The organism is Clostridium sp. MF28 (assembly GCF_002969175.1).
GTDB classification, from domain to species: domain Bacteria; phylum Bacillota; class Clostridia; order Clostridiales; family Clostridiaceae; genus Clostridium; species Clostridium beijerinckii.
Map to the genome: position 1 here is coordinate 2,189,589 of NZ_CP014331.1, position 20,201 is coordinate 2,209,789.

Sequence of the window (20,201 nt, forward strand, 5' to 3'; positions counted from 1 at the left end):
GTGAAACAAGTTATAAATTATTCTTTAAAATGTAATCTATATGTACATATCTTCCATGGTAGAATCATCACCTTTATTAGTTCTTAAATATGTGTTATCATTTTAAATGTATATATTTTAAAATTCGAAGCATTGGAAGGAGATTTTATGATTAAATTAGTTGTAACAGATATGGATGGAACTTTACTAGATGAGAATGGTCACTTACCAGATGGATTTACTGATATCTTGGACCGTTTAAGAGCAAAAAACATAAAACTTGTTGCTGCTAGCGGAAGACCTTATTATACGCTACAAACTAACTTTGGCCCTGTAGGAAGATATTTATCTTTTATTTGTGAAAATGGAGCTTTAGTTGTTGATAATAATGAGATAATTTATAAAAGTGTTTTAGCTAAAGATATGGTTCAAAATGTAATCAGTGAAGCTAAAAAAGTCAAAGCAAATGCATTAGTAGTATGCTCTCCAAATTGTGCATATATTGAAAATTATTCTGAAGAATATTTGACTGAAATAAAGAAATATTATACAACATTAGAAATTGTAGATGATTTAAGTAAAATTGATGATGATATAATTAAAATTAGTATTTGTAATTTGGAAGGTACTAATAATATAACTGACAGTGAATTAACCAATGATCTTAATATAGTTTCAACAGCTGCAATTTGGACTGATATTTCAAACAAAGGCGTTAACAAAGGTGTTGCTTTAAAGAGTCTTATGGATACTGATAATATATCAAAAGAAGAAACTATGGTATTCGGAGATTATTACAATGATATAGAAATGCTCGCTGAAGCTGAGTATAGCTTTGTCATGGAAAATGCTCCAGAGGACATGAAGCAATATGGTAAGTACATAGCTGCAAGTAATGTAGAACATGGAGTTTTAAGAGCAATTCTTGAATATGCTCTTTAAGCACAATCATAAGGTATTGTGAATCACTAGATACCTAAAGTTATATATATAAACACCGAAAGGAAGATCATGCATTTGTTCGGGTTACTGAGAATTTTGCTGTGAATTTCTAACAGTAGAAGTCGTACCCATTTCTGCATGCTCCTGTGGCAAAGCACAGGACAAGCAAAACTGGAACAGCTTCTACTGAAGAAATGTCTACAGCTAAATTCTCTACGTAACACCTCCACAAAAGCAGGACCTTCCTTTCTGGTATATGCCATAATTAAAAATATCTGTTTTTCTTTATGTTCGGTATCTAGGTCATAAATAATCAAATGTATAGGTGAAGTACTTAAAGTGATATCAAAACAAAGAAATAGAATACATATATGTGAAGTCAGGCATTGAAAAATGAGCTGTTGGTATGTCTTAATGGGATGTTGTTCCATTTTGCTTGTCCAAATAAATTTGGAGCACGCATAAATGGGCACAACGTCCCATTTAGTCATACCTAGCGAAGTTTTTCTAGTCCTGCGGAACATATATGTATTCTATTTCGGGTGTTTGTCGCTTCACTTTAAGTTCTGCACAATACATTATAACAAACTCATTTGCTGTACTTCTGTTTCTTTGAATGAAGATATGCTGACTCCAATCAGCCTTACTTCTTCTTTCAATTGCTCACCATCTAATAGCTCTTCTGCAACTTTATATATTTCAAGCTGAGTGCCAATATAATAATTTAATGTTTTACTTCTTGTATGATTTTCAAAATCCTTGGTTTTGAATTTAAGTGTTACAGTTTTTCCACTGACATTTTTTCTATTTAAAATCTCTTCGATTTCAAAAGAAAATTCTTTAATGTATTCTCTCAATTCTTCTTTATTCTTAGTATCGAATTTTAAAGTCCTTTCTTTTCCTATAGATTTTCTTTCGCGAATTAACTCAACTTTTCTACCGTCAATCCCTCTTATTCTATCGTATATCTCAATACCATTCTTGCCTAGATACTCTATATAAAATTCTTTAGGCATCTTATATAATTCTTCAATATAATATATCCCCATATTATTTAGCTTTGCTACTGATACTTTACCTAACCCATGAACCTTAGATATAGGAAGAGGAAATAATATATCAGGAATCATTTCTTTTCTTATTTCTTTGATTCCATTTGGTTTATTCCATTCAGAAGCAAGCTTTGCCAAGAATTTATTATAAGATATACCAATAGATAAAGTTAAACCAACTTCCTTAAATACTCTATTTTTAATATACCTTGCAGCCTCAATTCCATCTTTTATTTTTCCTTGAGACAAATCTAAGAAACCTTCATCAATGGATACAGGTTCGACTAGTGGCGTAACTTCATTAAATATTTCAAATATCTCCTGAGATACTTTAGCATACTTTCCATATCTCCCAGATACAAAGATTCCATTCGGACATTTCTCTCTAGCCATGAACATGGGCATAGCCGAATGAACGCCGTATTTTCTTGCTTCATAAGAACAAGTTGATACTACTCCCCTTTCACTTATCCCGCCTACTATAACAGGCTTACCTTTAATATCTGGATTGTCTCTTTGCTCAACAGATGCAAAAAAAGCATCCATATCTACGTGCAATATTACATTATCCATTTTTATAAAATCACCTCTTTATGATTAACTAATTTTCAATATTTAATTGATCATGCATATAGATATCCAAATTTGAAACTAGATTTATGTGGTAACTTACCGAAATCATAAATATTTTGTTCCGAAAAGCTATGAAAATATCGCTGAAGGTTCTAAGCAGCAGGTTATATCCAATTTAGCATGCTCCAACTTTCAGTTTGACAAGCTAAATTGGAACAACCTACAGCTAAGAACCTTTAACAGCTCATTTTCAAATGTTTTCTTCACAAATATATTTATGATTTCTAGTAACGATATGAGCTTAAAATTCTAGCAATTTTGTAAATCTGTTCATCTAATAAGTCGAATTCTTAAATTGGATACCTATATAGATAACCCGACTGAGACCTGAACTTATACATATAACTCGCCGAAATGAATAACATACTTTTGTTCCAGTTGGGATAATATTTCATGGTATTAAATCTAGTTTATCTATAAACAAATTGCACTCGTTTTTTTATATAGCTTATAAAAAAATCTGTATATTATTATACAAAATAATCTATAAGTATTTTAACATATAAATCATTAGTTAATGAAACAATAATATATGGCATAAATCTTATATTTATATTAATTGCTATACATATATATTGCAAAAATAATACTTCATCATAATTCTAGAAATATTACAAGAATTTTAGCTGTAATTGTGAATTGTGAAATGTGCATTGTAAATTGCAACATATACATATTAAAAAGTTAGCTAATTTTATTTGACATATGGTATAATAATAAAGTATTTTAAGTATAATAGCGTTATTAGCGATATTTTTATGTAAAGGAGTAATTATTATGGGTCTTAAAGAAAAAATAGGTAGTAAATTCAGTAACTATTTCCAAAATGCTTATATGGAAAAGTATGGTGACAGAATTACAAGCATATCTGGAACTATTTTATCTGTAAAGCTTATTGAAAAAAGTTATGTTATCTTCAATAGATTAATGGTTGAAATGGTTATAAAGCCTGAAGTTGGAAAAAAAGTTGTTAAGTGTTGGTATAAAAAGAATAGATGGTTTAAGAAACCTGAATTCATTGCTGTAAAGCAAGGTAACAAAGTTATTGTTATGGGTGTTACAGGTGATAAGGATAGTAAGAAGGAAAATTCTCAAGAAGTTCAAATATTTAACCTATTAAATCTTACAACTAAGAAAGACTTAGTACCAATAGATCATAGCCAAATAAAAAAATCACGTCAACAAGCAAACAATATGATGAGAAGATAAAAAAAGGGCTAAGCCCTTTTTTTATTTTGTCTTTATTAATAAATATACACTGTTAATAAATGCTATTATCCCTGAAAAGAATAGGACTATAAGCCATTGATTAAGAGATAATGCTACTGTATGAAATACATTTTGTAAAAATGGTACATATAAAACTGAGCACATTAGTAATATGGATATTAAAACAGCTCCAACTAAATAAGGATTTGTAAATAATTTAATTTGGAATATGGAGTATCTTTCTGATCTACATTCAAATACGTGTATTAATTGAGATAAAATTAATGTACATAATGCTAAAGTTCGGCATGTTTCCAAATCCATTTTGTAGTATCTTCCTACCATGAATGATAGTAAGGTACATAATCCTATTAATGTTCCTCTTATTACTATTTTTTCAACTAATCCTCTTGCAAATATACTTTCCTTTTTTTCTCTTGGAGATTGTCTCATTATGTCTTGCTCTGGTGGATCAACTCCAAGTGCTATAGCTGGAAGTCCATCAGTAGCTAGATTTACAAGTAATATTTGTATTGGGCTTAATGGATTAGGTAAATAGAATAAAGTTGCCAAAAACATTGTTAACACTTCTCCAAGGTTACAAGATAGTAAGTATCTTATAAATTTTCTTATGTTATCATATATTATTCTTCCTTCTTCTACAGCTGCAACTATAGTTGAGAAATTATCATCCATAAGAATCATAGATGATGCTTCCTTCGTTACATCTGTACCCGAAATTCCCATTGCAACTCCTATATCTGATTCCTTAATAGCAGGTGCATCATTTACACCATCGCCTGTCATTGCAACGATATTTCCTTTTTTCTTAAAAGCCCTTACAATTCTTAACTTATGGTTAGGTGAAACCCGCGCAAAAACTCTTACTTTTTTTATTCTTCCCTCTAATTCTAAATCACTTATAGCCTCAATTTCATCACCTGTCATTACCTGATCTGCTGTATTACATATATTCAAAGATTTTGCTATTGCAAGTGCAGTATTCTGATGATCTCCTGTTATCATTATAGGTTTTATTCCTGCAAGTTTGCATTTTAAAACTGCATCTCTAGCTTCTTCTCTTGGTGGATCAATACTTCCTGCTATACCTATAAAAATTAAATTCTGCTCTAACTTATCACTTTTTGTTAGATTATCTTCCTTATATGCTGCTGCTATACATCTAAGTGCTCTAGATGACATTGCTGTAATAAAATCACTAACTTGCTTTTTCTTTTGATATGTGAATGGTTTTATTTTGTTATTCTCTAGTATAAATTCACATCTATCTATTACTCTTTCAGGAGCTCCCTTAACGTAACATGTTTCATTTGCTCCCTCCTTAGCGCCTTCCTTGATTATAACCGACATCATCTTTCTATTTGAATCAAATGGTATATCATATATCCTATTTGCATCATTTATAAAATCTTCTAAATCATTAACATCATAAAGAACATATTTATTAGTGCAGTTTCTGTTGGATCACCATGAAGTGCTTCACTCATTTTTTTCTTTGTAAAATCATAATTACAGTCATTACAATATACAAGAGCTTTCATGAACTTTGTATAATTACTTAGCTTTTCTTTTTCAAGTTCATGAATTCTGCCATTTAAATATACCTCTTTTACAGTCATCTTATTTTGAGTTAATGTTCCTGTCTTATCAGAACATATTACAGATGTACAGCCAAGTGTCTCTACAGCTGGAAGTTTTCTTACGAGTGCATTTTTCTTAAGCATTCTAGACACACCTAGAGCCAGTGAAACAGTAACAATAGCAGCTAAACCTTCTGGAATTGCAGCAACTGCTAAGCTAACGCCAAGTAAGAACATCTCTGTTATATCATTTCCTCTAATTATTCCCATTGCAGTAACAATTGCACATATCACAAGGCAAATTACAACTAGTACTTTCCCTAGAGAGTCTAATCTTTTATTTAAAGGGGATTTTTCTTCTTCAATATTTTGAATTAGGTCTGCAATCTTCCCCATTTCGGTGTTCATTCCTATACAATCAACTTTAAATAATCCTTTTCCTTTTACTACAGTAGTTCCCATAAATCCTTCGTTATTCTTCTTTGTCTTTTTACCATCAGCTTTATATGGATTGGCTTCTTTGTTTACACCAACTGACTCACCTGTTAATAGTGATTCATCAACGACTACTGATGAACTTTCTATAAAGAATCCGTCAGCAGGTATCCTATCTCCAGCCTCCAAAATAACAATATCCCCTATTGTTAAGTAGATAGAATTTATAATCTGTATACTTGAATCCCTCAAAACTTTACATGTAGGTGCCGCTAATTCTTTCAACGCTTCTAAAGATTTCTCTGTTTTAAATTCTTGGACAAATCCTAGTATTGCATTAATAACTATTATTATAAGTATTGTAATGGCATCTGCCTTATCTCCAATTATCCCGGAAATTATAGTAGATGCAATTAACACCCAAACAATGAAGTCATTAAATTGAGATAGAAATATTTTGAATGCTGATGCTTTATTATGGTGCTTCAATTCATTAAGTCCAAAGTTCTTAATCCTCTTTTCCGCTTCCTTAGTGCTAAGACCAGATGTCAACTCTTTTTCTTGTACCACAACTTTTCCTCCTAAATATAGAACTTTATATAATATATATATTTTCCATTACAAAAGTTATGCACCTAAAAAAAAGAAAAGTGCGTAAGCACTTATAAATTCTTTTCACATTTAAAGATAAAAGTGCGTAAGCACTTATTAATTCTTATCACCTTTTAAAAAAAAGTGCGTAAGCACTATTAAATTCTTTTCACATTAAAAAAAAAAGTGCGTAAGCACTTATAAATTCCTATCACCTAAAAAAAATAAAAGTGCGTAAGCACTTATAAAGTCTTTCCACACAAAAAAGAAAAGTACTGTGGTTCTTACTAATCCTTTTCACATTAAATAAAAATATTCTGGAGCATACTAAATATACAAATAAATATCAGAACCTCAATCCACCATATTGATTCCTAAGTATTTCACACCTAGATACCGAATCAAAAGTAAAACATATATTTTTAATTATTATATTCACCAGAAATGAAGGTCTTGCCTTTGTGGAAGTGTTACATAGAGGATTTTGCTGTAGACATTTCTTCAGTAGAAGTTGTTACGTTTTTGCTTGTCCTGTGCTTTGTCACAGGAGCATGCAGGAATGGGTACAACTTTCTACTGTTAGAAATTCACAACTAAATCCTCAGTAACCCGAACAAATGCATGACCTTCATTTCGGCATTTACATATGTAACTTTATTCTTACTTTAGGTATCTAGTGAACAATACCTTTATTGTTTTAAAAAAAGAAAAAATCCCCTAAAGGATTTTTTCTTCTTTAAATCTATTTCATTGAGTTAACTACATTTGTAAGTGGTGGTATTACTTGTTTCTTTCTTGATAGAACTCCTGGTAAAAATGCCATTGAATCTACTAATTGAATATTAAATGTCTTTTCAACATAATCATGTCTTTCACCAGCAACTAGAACTTGTGAACCTTCTTTTAATATATCTGTTAAAAGTAACATTACTACAGCATAACCTTTGCTATCTGCTTCGCTCTTCATGTAACTTAACATTTCATCTTTTAATGGCATAAATCCATCGATGTCCATTGTGTTTACTTGAGCTACTCCAACTCTTGATTCTCCCATATTAAAAGGCTTAAAGTCTTGATTAAATATTTGAGATACAGTCTTTCCTTTTAAGGAAGTTCCAGCTTTAAACATCTCTTTTGCAAATTCTTCTAAACTTGAAATACCAGCTATTTCAGCCAACTTATGACATATGTCTTTATCTTGTTCTGTACAAGTTGGACTCTTGAATAATAAAGTATCTGAAATTATTGCACCACATAATAATCCAGCAACTTCTTTAGGTGGTGTTATATTACGTTCAAAAAAGCTTTTTCCAACTATAGTTGAAGAGCTTCCTAGTGGTTCATTTCTAAAGAATATAGGGTTACTTGTTTGTATATCAGCAACTCTATGGTGATCTATAATTTCAAGTACTTCAGCATCTTCTAATCCATCAACTGATTGGCCTCTTTCATTATGATCTACTTGAATAACTTTTTTCTTATGCTTTGAAATAAGGTGATATCTTGAGACTGTTCCTATTACTCTTCCATCTTCATCAGTTACAGGATAACTGTGATATCTAGTTTCAGCCATAACATCTTTGATATCATCAACTAAATCGTCTTTAGAAAATGATATTAAATCTTTAGTAGCCATAACATGACTTACAGGTATACTTTGAATTAATAATCTTGAAGCTGTGAAAGAATCATGAGGTGTACTTATTATAGTAACTCCTTTTTCTCTAGCTTTAGAAAGTAAATTCTCAGCAAGCTTATGTGCTCCTGTAATTATTATTAATGATGTATTAATATCAATTAAAGCTTCTTGTACATCTGGTCTATCTCCTACAATAGCAATATCATCTTTATCTACAATTTCTTTTAAACTATCTGGTTGCATTGCTGTAACTGCAATTTTTCCAGGGAATGTTTTGCAATTTTCATTTATATATACACTAGTAGCAGAAAGCGTATCTAATATATTTTCAATTGATGTATTACTTTTTCCTAATATATTATTATCCCATATATCCATAAATGATGAAGTTAAGTTTGAAATCGAAAGAATTCCCACTAATCTACTATCATTTCCAACTACAGGTAGTGATTTCAAATGATTGTCTCTCATTATATTCCATGCTGCTTTTAAAGAAATATTAGAAGTTATAGGTCCAATTGTATCAATATCTAAATCTTCTACTTTTAATCTAACTGTTTCTAAAAGTCTTGGAGCCTTAACACCAAAATGATCTAATATAAATTGTGTTTCTGCATTTACATTTCCTAATCTCACAGGTATAGCCGGAATATTACCAGTCTTATTTTTAAACTCTGCGTAACCATATGCAGCACAAATAGAGTCTGAATCAGGATTTTTATGTCCAGTTACGTAAACTACATTTTCCAAAATAATTCCTCCTAAATTTTTTGTTTTACTTTAGTACATTAGGCACATAAAATAATGAATTTGCTATTTTCATGTGCCTTATATATAGATAACCAACTAAGACCTGAACTTATGCATATAACTCACCGAAATGAATAACATCCTTTTGTTCCAGTTTCTAGGTAATTATGATGGGTGATTCTAAGGCTATAAAGTTGCACTCAAAGTGCTAGCCTCAAAGAACAAGCTGTGAACTAGCACATTTGGAACAACTTATAGCCAAAGAATCACATCCATCAAAATTACCAATGAAACATTCCACAAAAATATATTACCCATTTCTAGTTGGGATATATTTCATAGTATAAATCTAACTTATAATTGGCTTATATATAAATTGACATATTAGAACAAGTATATTACTTAATTCACACATATTTATTTTACTTATAAAGTTAATTATTGTAAAGACCTTATTCAATTCACAATGCATAATGCACAATTCACAATTAATAAATAAATTTTTTGAAATTATATAAATATCCGATTTTAAAGCTAGACTTATGTGGAAACTTATCAAAATCATAAATATTTTGATTCCGAAAATCTATGCAAGTATCGCTGAAGGTTATAATCATTGGTTGTATTCACTTTAGCATTCTCCAACTTTCAGTTTTACTATCTGAGCTAGGACAACCAATGCGTTGAAATTTCTTTTTCCAATCCAATTTCCAATGGAAATTGTACCATAATTGTGCATTGAAAAAGGTGGCTAAGCCACCTTTTATCTCATATTATTTATCATACTCCAAAGATCATCCGCTGTAGTTACAGCCTTTGAACTAAGTTGAAAAGCTCTTTGTGTAAGTACTATATCTGAAAATGTTTCTCCTGCATCTACATTTGAACCTTCTAACATACCTTGTTCTATATTATAGTTACTACTTAGTGCAACCTGTGCATCTGAGCTTGGAACAAAATAACTGTTTCCAATAGGTATAAAGCTCTTATCACCTATAGCTGTAAAGACAGGAATTGTACCTATTTTAGTTGATTGTCCATCAACTTCCATAGATATTCCTCCATCTTTATCTATAGACATCTTCTCCCTATCTAAAGCTGGATTTCCCTCTGAAAATCCATTCTCATATTGAACATAAACTTTAGTTCCATTTGAGTCTACTAAAGCTCCATTCGAATCTATTTTAAAATTACCATCTCTAGTATATACTATGCTTCCATCTTCCTTTGAAAGTGCAAAATATCCTTTTCCATCTATAGCAAGATCTGTTTTTTGACCTGTTGTTAAGAGATTCCCTTGTTTGTTATTAGCATAATTTACTCCTAATTTAACTCCAGTTCCAGTAATCGCCTTTTTTTCCACAAGTGGTGTTCCTCTTCTATCAAGTGATTCAGTTAATAAATCTTTAAAGTTAACATCTGTACTCTTATAACCTGTTGTTGAAATATTAACTAGGTCATTAGAAAGATAATCTAGCTTCTCTTGATACGCATTCATTCCACTCTTTGCTGTAGCAAAAATATTAAACATAATTTTCCTCCTTTACATTAGGCAAAATCAATAAATTTCTCTTAACCACTTTAAACATTTTATTTTCTCTAATTTGCCTTATCCTATTATACTCGACCTAATTCACTTGCCGCCTTTTGTACTGTTTCATCTTGCATTTTTACAAATTTTTGGTTTGTTTCAAATTGTCTTTTTATTTCCATAAGTTTTACTAGTTCTGTTGATGGATCAACATTTGAGCTTTCAAGAAAGTTTTGTCTTACATTTACCTTTGCATTATAAATAGGGTTATCCATAGTGCTATAGTTATCACCAATTGGTTCCAAAGTATTATAATTTTGAAAATCTGCTGTTAATAACTTATCTGCAGCTCCAACTCCATCGATATTAATGTTGTTATCACCGTCTATTGAAAACTTTGAATCGCCAACATATATTGGTTCTCTTGCACCTGTAGAGTTATTTATTCCCAATACTTGTGATCCATCATTTGTTATTAGATAGCCTTCATTATTGATTTTGAAATTTCCGTCTCTTGTATAAACTTCTTTATTTCCATTTTGAGCTACAAAAAATCCTCTACCATCTATAGCAAAATCCGTCATACTATCTGTTGATTTAAATGCTCCTTGTGTAAAAACTGTTTCAACATCATTAACTTTTACGCCCATATTTAAATTTCCAATGTCATTTTTAACGTATTTATCTCCTACAAGCTTTTGTCTGTTAGATATCATCACGTCTTCAAAGCTACTTTTTGTAAGCTCACGTTTTTTATATCCTGTATTATTAACATTAGCTATATTATTAGTTACTACTTCCTGATCATTTTGAAGCGCTATTAATCCTGAAACAGAAGTATAGAATCCTCTTATCACTTTAATTGTCCCCTTTCAAAATAGATTTACGTTCGCTTTCATAAATCATACCTAAAGCTCTAGCCTTTTCCTCTATCTGGCTATCCGAAAGACTAGCAGTATATTTATATCCAAACATAAATATAACTCCTAAAACCAATCCTATTCCTATACCCAATAAGATCTTCCTATCCATGAGAAATATAAATTTATTTTTTATTTTTTGAATAAGCCTTTTACTAATAATACTTCCCCCTTACTCACAGATAATTCGCGACATATTTCATCTTCTGTTAACCCTGCATTTAAAAGTCTTTTTATGCTCTGAGTCTTGTTACTATCCGCACTTTCTGAAAAATTAATTTCAGATATCACTCCAATTTCTTCGTCTATATCAGTATCTGTTAAAGATTCAGTATATTCATCATCCAGATCCATTATACTATCATCCACAATGTACAGTCTTTTAGATTTTTTATGATCTTCTTTATCTTCGCCATAATTTATACTGTCATCTATATCATATTTATCTAGAAAATCTTCAATTTCTAGATCTTCTTTATTTTCGTATCCTTCTTCACCATTCTTAAGCTCTTTTAAATCACTTTTTATTTTAATAATTTCTTCCTGTAATTCAGTTAGACTTTCTGCAATATCTCTTCTTAAAAGTCCTATTTCCATTTTATAATCATTTAATTCCTCTTTACTATCTTGTAACACACTTTGAAATGATATATTTAATGTATCATTTTCTTTATTTATATTATTTTCTCTCTTGATAACACGATAATTATAAACTATTAAACTGAATCCTATTATCAGTAATATTAATGGCATAAAACACCTCTGTTCAATGCACAATGCTTAATGCTCAATTCACATTTCACAATGCACAATTATTTGTTAAATTCACACTGCTCAGTTCACAATGCATAGTTATTTATTGAATGCACAATACACATTTATTCATTTACAGTTTTTAGTCCACAATTTATTATGCCACACTTCATGTTATATTTTCACACTTCGAAAATATATTTAATTTTTTAAGCCATAGCAAAATGTAATTCCAATTTTTTATATTCCAGTGCTTAAATTTTTAACGATTATCTACAACTCACAATCTCTTTTAACCTAATCAACACATATATCTCTGTCCAATCTTAATTATGAAATTTGAATTGTAAATTGTGCACTGTGAATTATATATTAATCAATATAATGCAATTTTCTCATGCACTCTCTCAAGCTACTAATAGCTCTACTATGTAATTGGCAAACTCTAGATTCGGAAACGCTTAATACTGTTCCTATCTCTTTTAAAGTTAATCCCTCATAATAATAAAGATTTAATACTATTCTATCTTTTTCTTTAAGGAGATCAATTGCCTTTGTTAAAATCTCTAGTTGCTCCTTATCTTGTAAGTGAGCATCAGGACTTGGACTATTTTTATCTTCTATAATTCCAATAAGGTTTACATCCTCATCATCCGAAAAAATTACATTTTCCAGTGATACCATTGAAATATAATTTATGTAATTTTCAATTTCTCCTACTTCACTTATAGATATCCCAAGATATTTTGCAATCTCATCATTAGTAGGTTCCCTTAATAGTTCTAACTGCAATGTGTCTATCGCTTTATTGTATCTATTTAGTTTGTCCATTGCCCCTTTAGATATAGGTCTATTTTTCCTCAGCTCATCTATCATAGCACCTTTTATTCTTATAGACGCATATGATGAAAATTTCATTCCTTTCGTATTGTCAAACTTATTTAACGCATCCATAAGCCCAACCATACCATAACTAACTAAGTCCTCATATTCCATGTATTTGTTCTTTCCAAACATAACCCTCGAGGCAATATACTTTACTAACGGGATATATTCTTGTATGATCTGCTCTTTTCCATCAACGTCTTTTAATGCGTGCATATCCTTATTACCTCCCCATAAACTCATTTCTCAATTTATATTCGCAAACTCTTTCAATTTTTACTTTTAAGCCATTCGAACAAAACTAGCCTTAAAAATCCAAAATTTAATTCACTAAATTTACATATTAGCTCTTTGCCTTCTCATTATTTCGAAAAGCTCTTGAATCATTTTTTCACTTTGAGCTGGAGTAATATCAATAAATCTTAATCCACACAATTTTTCTTTATCTGGAGTGTTTTCAATTCTTACAATATCACACTTAATTTCGACTTCAATTTTGCTTAATTTTAAGCTAACCAATATCAAATCTTCTTTAGTAATTTCTTCATTTATTTTAAATTTTAATCCACCAGCACTCAAATCAACCATTAATCCATCTTTATAAGGTATCTTAGAAATATCTTCCTCATCGATCCCAGTAATCTTTTTATATTTAACTGGATTTAATAACCCAACTCTGAAAAAATTCCTTCTTTGTATTTTTACAATATTAAATGGTGTTGAGATTTTATAATATATTATGCTTCCTTCTTTACCTCTTGAAATTACTTCGCATGAAAAGTTAAAACATCCATTTTCACTTAAGTAAGTATTCATTTCGATCTTTTCTCCTGCGTGAAGCATTAAATAATCACCATCACAAACAGGAACATTCATTTTTAAAAAGTCATCCTCTACATCCATTATTAGAGCTTTATATGCTTTTTCTCCTATTATTACTTCCACTCTATCATTAACTTTTAAGTTAAAATTAAGCACCTTAAAATCCTCCTATGAAAATATATTAAATAATCTTTTAAACATTCCTTTTGCTCCATCTGATGAATCCACTTCTTGTCCCAAAAGTTTCGAAGCTATTTTTTCTATATCTTTAGACGCATCACAATTAGGATATAATATAACAAAAGGTTTTTGCTGCCTAACACTTTGCACTAATTTTTTATCTTCTAATATGCATCCCAAGTATTCAACATCTATCTTTAAAAATTTAGTAACTGCCCTATTAAATTTATTATAAGTTTCTTCGCCTTCCTCTTTAGTAAAGGCTTTATTTACAATTATTTTCGCCTTAGTCTTGAGATTATAGTGATCTGTTGCTTTAATTAAACTATATCCGTCTGTTAACGACGTAGGCTCAGGAGTAGTTACAATAATTAATTCTTCTGAAGCTGCTATAAAAGATAAGACATCTTTATTAACTCCAGCTCCTGTATCCATTAATATATAATCATACTCATCCAATGTCTCGAGTTTTTCTATAAATAATTTCTTTTGATCTTCTTCTAATTCTTGAGCTTTACTTAAAGCAGACCCTGCTGGAATTAAATCAACGCCATTGGTTCCTGTTATAATTATATCTTTTATTTCCAATCCAGTAAATATAATATCAAATATATTGTGCTTGGGATATAATCCCATTAATACATCATCATTTCCCATACCCAAATCAGCATCAAAAATCAAAACTTTCTTTCCTTTATTTTGAAGTAATATTGCTAGGTTCACAACAAAATTACTTTTTCCAACTCCGCCTTTTCCAGACGTTACTGTTATTATTTTTGTAGTTGTCTTATTTATTTCTTGTTCTTCATTGTTAATCAATTTTCGTAATGATTCAGCCTGATCTAGCATAGAATCTCCTCCCCTAGGATAAAATTAGCAATTTCTTCCTTTGTAGGTACCATTATATCATCTGGAACATTTTGCCCTATAGTTACAAAGCTAACTGGCTTGTTAGCAATTTTAGCAATATTATATAAAGAACCATACACAGTAGTCTCATCAAGTTTAGTAATAATAATATTATCATATTCAAGCCCTGAATAGCCTGTAAGTATGGATTTTATATCACTATTTTTAGTAGTTGCACTTATTACCATATTTACATGGTCAGGGTTTGCTTTTTGTACAAATGCTCTAAGCTCTGAAATTTGCATCGCATTTTTGCTGCTTCTTCCTGTAGTATCTATAAGAACAACGTCACAGTTACTCATTGCTTCAATAGCATCTTCCATTTCCTTCATTGTAATTACAACTTTAAAAGGTATATTCATTATTTCTGCATATGTTTTAAGTTGCTCAATAGCTCCAATTCTATATGTATCTACTGTAATTAATCCTACCTTCTTTTTTTCGATAAGTGCAAGTCTTCCAGCAAGCTTTGCTATTGTGGTTGTTTTCCCTACACCAGTTGGCCCTACTAATACAACGCGCCCATTCAAGCTCTTAGTGGATACTAAGATATCTCTCTCAAAAACTTCTCTTAAAACTTCTACTTCATTTAAAGCCTCTCCAGAATTTATATTCTCTACTGACTCTATAACTCCATCCTGCAATTCTTCATCAATATCCAAACTTTTTAATCTTTCTTTTATAAAGCTTACTGATACATCTTCGTTGGACGTATTTTTTATAACCTTGCTTAATAAACTCTTTAATTCATTAACTTCTTTATGTATTGATTCTATATTCGCCTCATTATTTATGGCCTTATCTATATAATCCATTCCCTTTTGTTCTTTACTGCTATTTTCCATTTTTGTAGAACTACTTTTAATTTCCTGTTTATTAATATTTTCTTCGTATATATTATTACTAGACGCTTCCTTTTCAAGATTAGCATTATGTTCTAATATCTTATCTCTTATGGTATCAGCCTTAGGAATTTCTCTCAAATCTTTTGAAACTGATACTTCATCCTGCATTAACTTTTTAATACTTTCTAATGAATTTTGAAACTCTTCATCCATTTTGTTGTACTTACTGCTGTACTTATTAGAACTACTATTGTCATCACTTTGTGAATTTTCAATAGCAGCTGTAACCTCTATCACTTTCTTAGAAAATAAGCCTTTTAGTCCTGGTTTTCTAACCTTTCTCTGACTTATTATAATAGCATCTTTTCCTAGTTCATATCTAATCCGAGTCAAACCTTCGTTCATATTTGCTACAAGATATTTTTTTATAATCATCTATATTCTTACGACTCCTTCACTATTAATTTGAACATCATTAGGTACTTCATTTAAAGAAATTACCATAATGTGAGGAAATACCATTTCGATTAACTTTCTAAATACAGGTCTTATATTTGGTGAAACAAGTATAAGAGGTTGATTGTTGTAAAAATAAACTGATTCTATAGTATTCTTTATTCCTGTAAGTATTTTGGTAGTTGTATCCGGATCTACTGTTGGGAATGACCCTTGCACTGATTTCTGAGTATTATTTGCTATTATCTCTTCTATACTTGGATCCAAAGTTACTACAGTAATTGTTCTATTTTCATCAACCACTTGATTACAAATCGTTCTAGCTAATGAGAATCTAACATATTCTGTTAGAACCTCTAAATCTCTAGTATTTTTAGCGTTATCTGCTAGAGATTCCATTATCGTAACAATATCCTTAATTGGAACTTTTTCTCTAAGTAAATTTTGTAGTACTTTTTGAAGTTCTCCGATACTTAGTAGGTCTGGAATAAGTTCTTCAACAACTGCGCTATATTTTTCTTTCGCATTATCAACAATAAGTTTAACCTCTTGTCTTCCAAGCAATTCATATGAATGGCTCTTTATAGTTTCAGTTAAGTGAGTTACCATTACCGTTGTTGGATCAACTACAGTTAATCCCTTAATTTCGGCCTCTTCCCTTTGATCTTTATTTATCCATACTGCTGGAAGTCCAAAAGTCGGCTCAATTGTTTTTATACCTGGCATCTCTGAATTTTCTCCTGTTGGATCCATGCAAAGAAGCATACTCGGCATTAATTCTGAAGAAACAACCATGGTTCCTCTAATTTTTACTATGTACTCATTTGTCTTTAATTGAAGATTATCTCTGATTCTTATAGGTTGAACAACAATACCCATTTCTATAGCACATTGTCTTCTAACAGATGCAATTCTTTGAAGTAAATCTCCACCAGATGCCTCATCTGCAAGTGGTATAAGTCCATATCCAATTTCAACCTCCATTGGCTCTACTGAAATTAAATTCATAACATTTTCTGGCTCTTTACGCTCTGCTTGGATGATTTCTTCTTCTTCCGATACAAATTCTTGTATCTCTTTGGCAGCTGCATCTTTATAAAGCAGGTATGTTAACGTCCCCATTGCTAAAGATGCTGTAAAAAATGGAATTTTAGGCATGCTAGGTATAATGCCTAAAAACAACATTATAGCGCTGGCAATTCCTGTAGCTACTGGAAAAGCTGTCAATTGAGCAGACAATGTATTTCCTAAATTCTCTTCACTTCCTGAACGTGTTACCAAAATACCTGAAGCCGTAGATACTAGTAGCGCTGGAACTTGGCTCACAAGACCGTCTCCAACAGATAAAATGGTATATGTTTGAGCGGCAGTCGCAGCCGTCATATTTTTTTGAAGTACTCCAATGATAATTCCACCTATTATATTTATAATAGTAATTACAATACCAGCTATTGCATCACCTTTAACGAACTTAGATGCACCATCCATAGCCCCATAAAAATCAGCTTCTGATTGCAAGTCTTTTCTTTTCTTTTTTGCCATAGCTTCATCTATTATTCCAGAGTTTAAATCAGCATCAATACTCATTTGCTTACCTGGCATTGCATCAAGTGTAAATCTTGCAGATACTTCTGCAACTCTTCCCGCACCGTTAGTAATAACCATAAATTGAATTACTACTATAATCAAAAATATTATAATACCAACTACATAATTACCACGTATAACAAAGTTTCCAAATGCCGTTATAATAGTTCCTGCATCTGCTTCTGTAAGTATTAGTCTTGTTGATGATATGTTAAGTGCCAATCTAAATAATGTTGTAACCAGCAATAATGTAGGGAAGACTGAAAGCTGCAATACATTAGTTGTGAACATTGTAATTAAAATTATGATTATTGAAATTGTTATATTTAAAGCTAAAAGTAAATCTATTACCTGTTTAGGTAAAGGTATTATTATCATAAGAACTATCGCTATAACACCAAATGCAATTAATACATCTAGATTATCTTTTACCTTTAATTTTCTATTGCCAAACTCCAAGAATCAAACCTCCCTTTTTGATCAATTCACAATGCACAATTACGACTAAAATTCTTGCAATATTTTTAGAAATATTATGAAGAATTATTTTTCCAATATATATTAGAAATTCTGTAAGAATTTCAACTCAAATTGTGAATTGTACATTGTGCATTGTGCATTGCGTATTTAAATTTTATTTCTTCTTGAGCTTCATTACTACTACCAATATTTCCGCTACAGCTTGATATAAATCTTGTGGTATGTCTTCATCTATTTCCACCCTATCGTACATCAGCCTTGCAAGAGGCTTATTTTCGATAACCGGGACTTCATTTTCTTTCGCAATACTTTTTATTTTAAATGCTACATAATCAGCACCCTTTGCTACAATTTTAGGTGCCTCCATATCTTTTCCTTCTTCATATTTTATAGCAATAGCTAAGTGAGTAGGATTTGTTATTACAACTGTAGCATCTGCAACAGATTGCATCATTCTTTTCATTCCTAATTCCCTTTGCCTTTGCTTAATTTTCCCTTTTAGCTTAGGATCTCCTTCAGATTGTTTGTACTCATCTTTAATTTCCTGCTTAGTCATTCTCATCTCTTTATTATGCATTCTAACTTGTAAAAAGTAATCAATAGCTGCAATGATTACCAATACAATGCATATCTGCTTAAATATTCCCACAACTAAATTTTTAACTTCGTCGCTTAGGGAAGGTAGATATAAATTTGAAATTCCCAATATACTTTGGTAATTTCCTGATATGTATTTATAACAAATAATTGATATTATAGTTATTATAATTAAATTTTTAGATAAGTCTACCATACTTCTTTTTGATATCATGTTCTTCAAACCATTTAAAGGATTTAACTTTCCAAATGATGGTTTTAATGGTTCAGCAGTTATTATAAAACCTGTTTGCAGCAAGCTTGCAATAATTCCTCCAACCATTATAGGTAATGCAAAAGGTAATAAATAACTTCCTATCTTTATAACAGTAGTAATTGCTAAATTAGAAATAGTTGCATTATCAAAATCTTTTATCATGGGAAAATTCAAAAAATAGATCAAAACATCTTTAAATCCACTTGTTAACATCCCCCATAAAGATGATATTAATAACGTACAAATAACCATTGTAATTGCTACAGATACATCCTTACTTCTTGCTATTTGTCCTTTATTTCTAGATTCTGACTTTTTCTTAGGTGTTGCTTCTTCAGTCTTATCATCACCAGCAAAAATTAGAACTAAAGGTACCGCAGGTATCAAATTAACTATTTCCCGGAAAATACTTGGTAGATTGTATATAGCTGTTCCAATTAACTTCAACATTAATGGAAGCAATATAATATATGTAATAAGTCCTAATAAATTTTTTATAGGCATTCCAAAAATCATGATTGGAATTGTTGGTACTGTTCTAGAAATCAATCCCAAACACACGTCAGTTATAACAATTATCAAAACTATTGGTATTGCTATTTTCACACCTAAAGCGAAATAGTCAAAAATAGTCTTCATAACCCCCATTAAGGTTTCTTGATAGACTATAGTTTTACCAATAGGTACTATCTTTGTGCTTTCTACCAGCATATTTATAACAACATGATGTCCATCAACTATAAAAAAGAAAGCTAATGAAACAAAATATGATAAATTTCCAAGTAAAGTCGATGTAGTCTGAGTTGTTGGATCTAGCACTGATACCATTGAGAAACCTGCATGAATATCCATCCATTCTCCCGCAAGCTTTACCACTTGGAAAATTAAATTAGTTATATATCCTAATATTAAGCCAGACATTATCTCACTTATAGCATAAAACACCAGCATGTAGCCACTATTTAAAGCACTCAATGTAGAATGATCTATCCCTGCTACAATTCCAAATGATAATATAAGTGAAAATACTCCTTGCATAATTTGTGGTGTTCCAGCTGGGAAAAATATTTGAACAGATATAAAATATGAGGTTATCCTCAAAAAAATTAGAAACAATGCAAGAAAGTAGGATACATCCACCATACAGTC

General features: G+C 30.7%; 13 protein-coding genes and 1 pseudogene. 2 read left to right on the top strand and 12 right to left on the bottom strand.

Annotation, left to right across the window (positions count from 1 at the left end; translation table 11 throughout):
* Positions 1-147: 147 nt before the first annotated feature.
* The gene (locus AXY43_RS09680) at positions 148-921 is read left to right on the top strand and encodes an HAD family hydrolase (protein ID WP_039769557.1); all 774 of its coding nucleotides are present in this window, start codon (positions 148-150) and stop codon (positions 919-921) included.
* A gap of 578 nt (positions 922-1,499) precedes the next feature.
* Here AXY43_RS09680 and AXY43_RS09685 read toward each other — a convergent pair.
* Positions 1,500-2,546: a DNA polymerase IV gene (locus AXY43_RS09685; protein WP_105411473.1), complete on the bottom strand. Its 1,047-nt coding sequence runs from the start codon at positions 2,544-2,546 to the stop codon at positions 1,500-1,502.
* 837 nt (positions 2,547-3,383) lie between these two features.
* Between AXY43_RS09685 and AXY43_RS09690 the strand changes: the two genes are divergently transcribed.
* A complete protein-coding gene (locus tag AXY43_RS09690) occupies positions 3,384-3,815 on the top strand; it encodes a hypothetical protein (protein ID WP_105411474.1) in 432 nt (143 codons plus the stop codon).
* Between the two features lie 21 nt (positions 3,816-3,836).
* On the opposite strand, the pseudogene AXY43_RS09695 reads toward AXY43_RS09690, so the two are convergent.
* From AXY43_RS09695 to AXY43_RS09745, 11 genes and pseudogenes are all read right to left on the bottom strand, one after another.
* Positions 3,837-6,421 (bottom strand): annotated as a pseudogene (locus tag AXY43_RS09695) (calcium-translocating P-type ATPase, PMCA-type).
* Positions 6,422-7,184: 763 nt separating this feature from the next.
* Entirely contained in the window at positions 7,185-8,831 is a 1,647-nt protein-coding gene (locus tag AXY43_RS09700) for a putative manganese-dependent inorganic diphosphatase (RefSeq protein ID WP_012060402.1), read from the bottom strand.
* Positions 8,832-9,594: 763 nt separating this feature from the next.
* Positions 9,595-10,362 carry a flagellar basal-body rod protein FlgG gene (locus tag AXY43_RS09705; protein ID WP_078114568.1) on the bottom strand — a complete coding sequence of 256 codons (768 nt, stop codon included), beginning with the start codon at positions 10,360-10,362 and terminating at the stop codon, positions 9,595-9,597.
* Between the two features lie 86 nt (positions 10,363-10,448).
* Positions 10,449-11,219 carry a flagellar basal-body rod protein FlgG gene (locus AXY43_RS09710; RefSeq protein ID WP_023973267.1) on the bottom strand — a complete coding sequence of 257 codons (771 nt, stop codon included), beginning with the start codon at positions 11,217-11,219 and terminating at the stop codon, positions 10,449-10,451.
* A gap of 195 nt (positions 11,220-11,414) precedes the next feature.
* Positions 11,415-12,035, bottom strand: coding sequence for a hypothetical protein (locus AXY43_RS09715; protein WP_105411475.1), 621 nt, complete (start codon positions 12,033-12,035; stop codon positions 11,415-11,417).
* 372 nt (positions 12,036-12,407) lie between these two features.
* Entirely contained in the window at positions 12,408-13,136 is a 729-nt protein-coding gene (locus AXY43_RS09720) for a FliA/WhiG family RNA polymerase sigma factor (RefSeq protein ID WP_023973269.1), read from the bottom strand.
* Positions 13,137-13,256: 120 nt separating this feature from the next.
* A complete protein-coding gene (locus AXY43_RS09725) occupies positions 13,257-13,898 on the bottom strand; it encodes a flagellar brake protein (RefSeq protein ID WP_105411476.1) in 642 nt (213 codons plus the stop codon).
* A 12-nt stretch (positions 13,899-13,910) separates the two neighbouring features.
* On the bottom strand, positions 13,911-14,771 hold the full coding sequence (locus AXY43_RS09730; RefSeq protein WP_017211345.1) for a MinD/ParA family protein: 861 nt from the start codon (positions 14,769-14,771) through the stop codon (positions 13,911-13,913).
* Positions 14,765-16,111 (bottom strand): flagellar biosynthesis protein FlhF, encoded by a 1,347-nt coding sequence (gene flhF / locus AXY43_RS09735; RefSeq protein ID WP_077868934.1) that lies wholly within the window; start codon positions 16,109-16,111, stop codon positions 14,765-14,767. The genes AXY43_RS09730 and flhF overlap by 7 nt, the downstream gene beginning before the upstream one ends.
* On the bottom strand, positions 16,112-18,178 hold the full coding sequence (gene flhA, locus AXY43_RS09740) for a flagellar biosynthesis protein FlhA (RefSeq protein ID WP_023973272.1): 2,067 nt from the start codon (positions 18,176-18,178) through the stop codon (positions 16,112-16,114).
* A gap of 175 nt (positions 18,179-18,353) precedes the next feature.
* Entirely contained in the window at positions 18,354-20,195 is a 1,842-nt protein-coding gene (locus AXY43_RS09745) for a fused FliR family export protein/FlhB family type III secretion system protein (RefSeq protein ID WP_039770241.1), read from the bottom strand.
* Positions 20,196-20,201: the final 6 nt, after the last annotated feature.

Excerpts from the sequence above, each read along its gene's own strand:
- AXY43_RS09705 (WP_078114568.1), bottom strand. The coding sequence starts at position 10,362 with ATGTTTAATATTTTTGCTACAGCAAAGAGTGGAATGAATGCGTATCAA.
- AXY43_RS09690 (WP_105411474.1), top strand. The coding sequence starts at position 3,384 with ATGGGTCTTAAAGAAAAAATAGGTAGTAAATTCAGTAACTATTTCCAA.
- AXY43_RS09720 (WP_023973269.1), bottom strand. The coding sequence starts at position 13,136 with ATGCACGCATTAAAAGACGTTGATGGAAAAGAGCAGATCATACAAGAA.
- AXY43_RS09685 (WP_105411473.1), bottom strand. The coding sequence starts at position 2,546 with ATGGATAATGTAATATTGCACGTAGATATGGATGCTTTTTTTGCATCT.
- AXY43_RS09680 (WP_039769557.1), top strand. The coding sequence starts at position 148 with ATGATTAAATTAGTTGTAACAGATATGGATGGAACTTTACTAGATGAG.
- AXY43_RS09730 (WP_017211345.1), bottom strand. The coding sequence starts at position 14,771 with ATGCTAGATCAGGCTGAATCATTACGAAAATTGATTAACAATGAAGAA.
- AXY43_RS09715 (WP_105411475.1), bottom strand. The coding sequence starts at position 12,035 with ATGCCATTAATATTACTGATAATAGGATTCAGTTTAATAGTTTATAAT.
- AXY43_RS09745 (WP_039770241.1), bottom strand. The coding sequence starts at position 20,195 with ATGGTGGATGTATCCTACTTTCTTGCATTGTTTCTAATTTTTTTGAGG.
- flhF (WP_077868934.1), bottom strand. The coding sequence starts at position 16,111 with ATGATTATAAAAAAATATCTTGTAGCAAATATGAACGAAGGTTTGACT.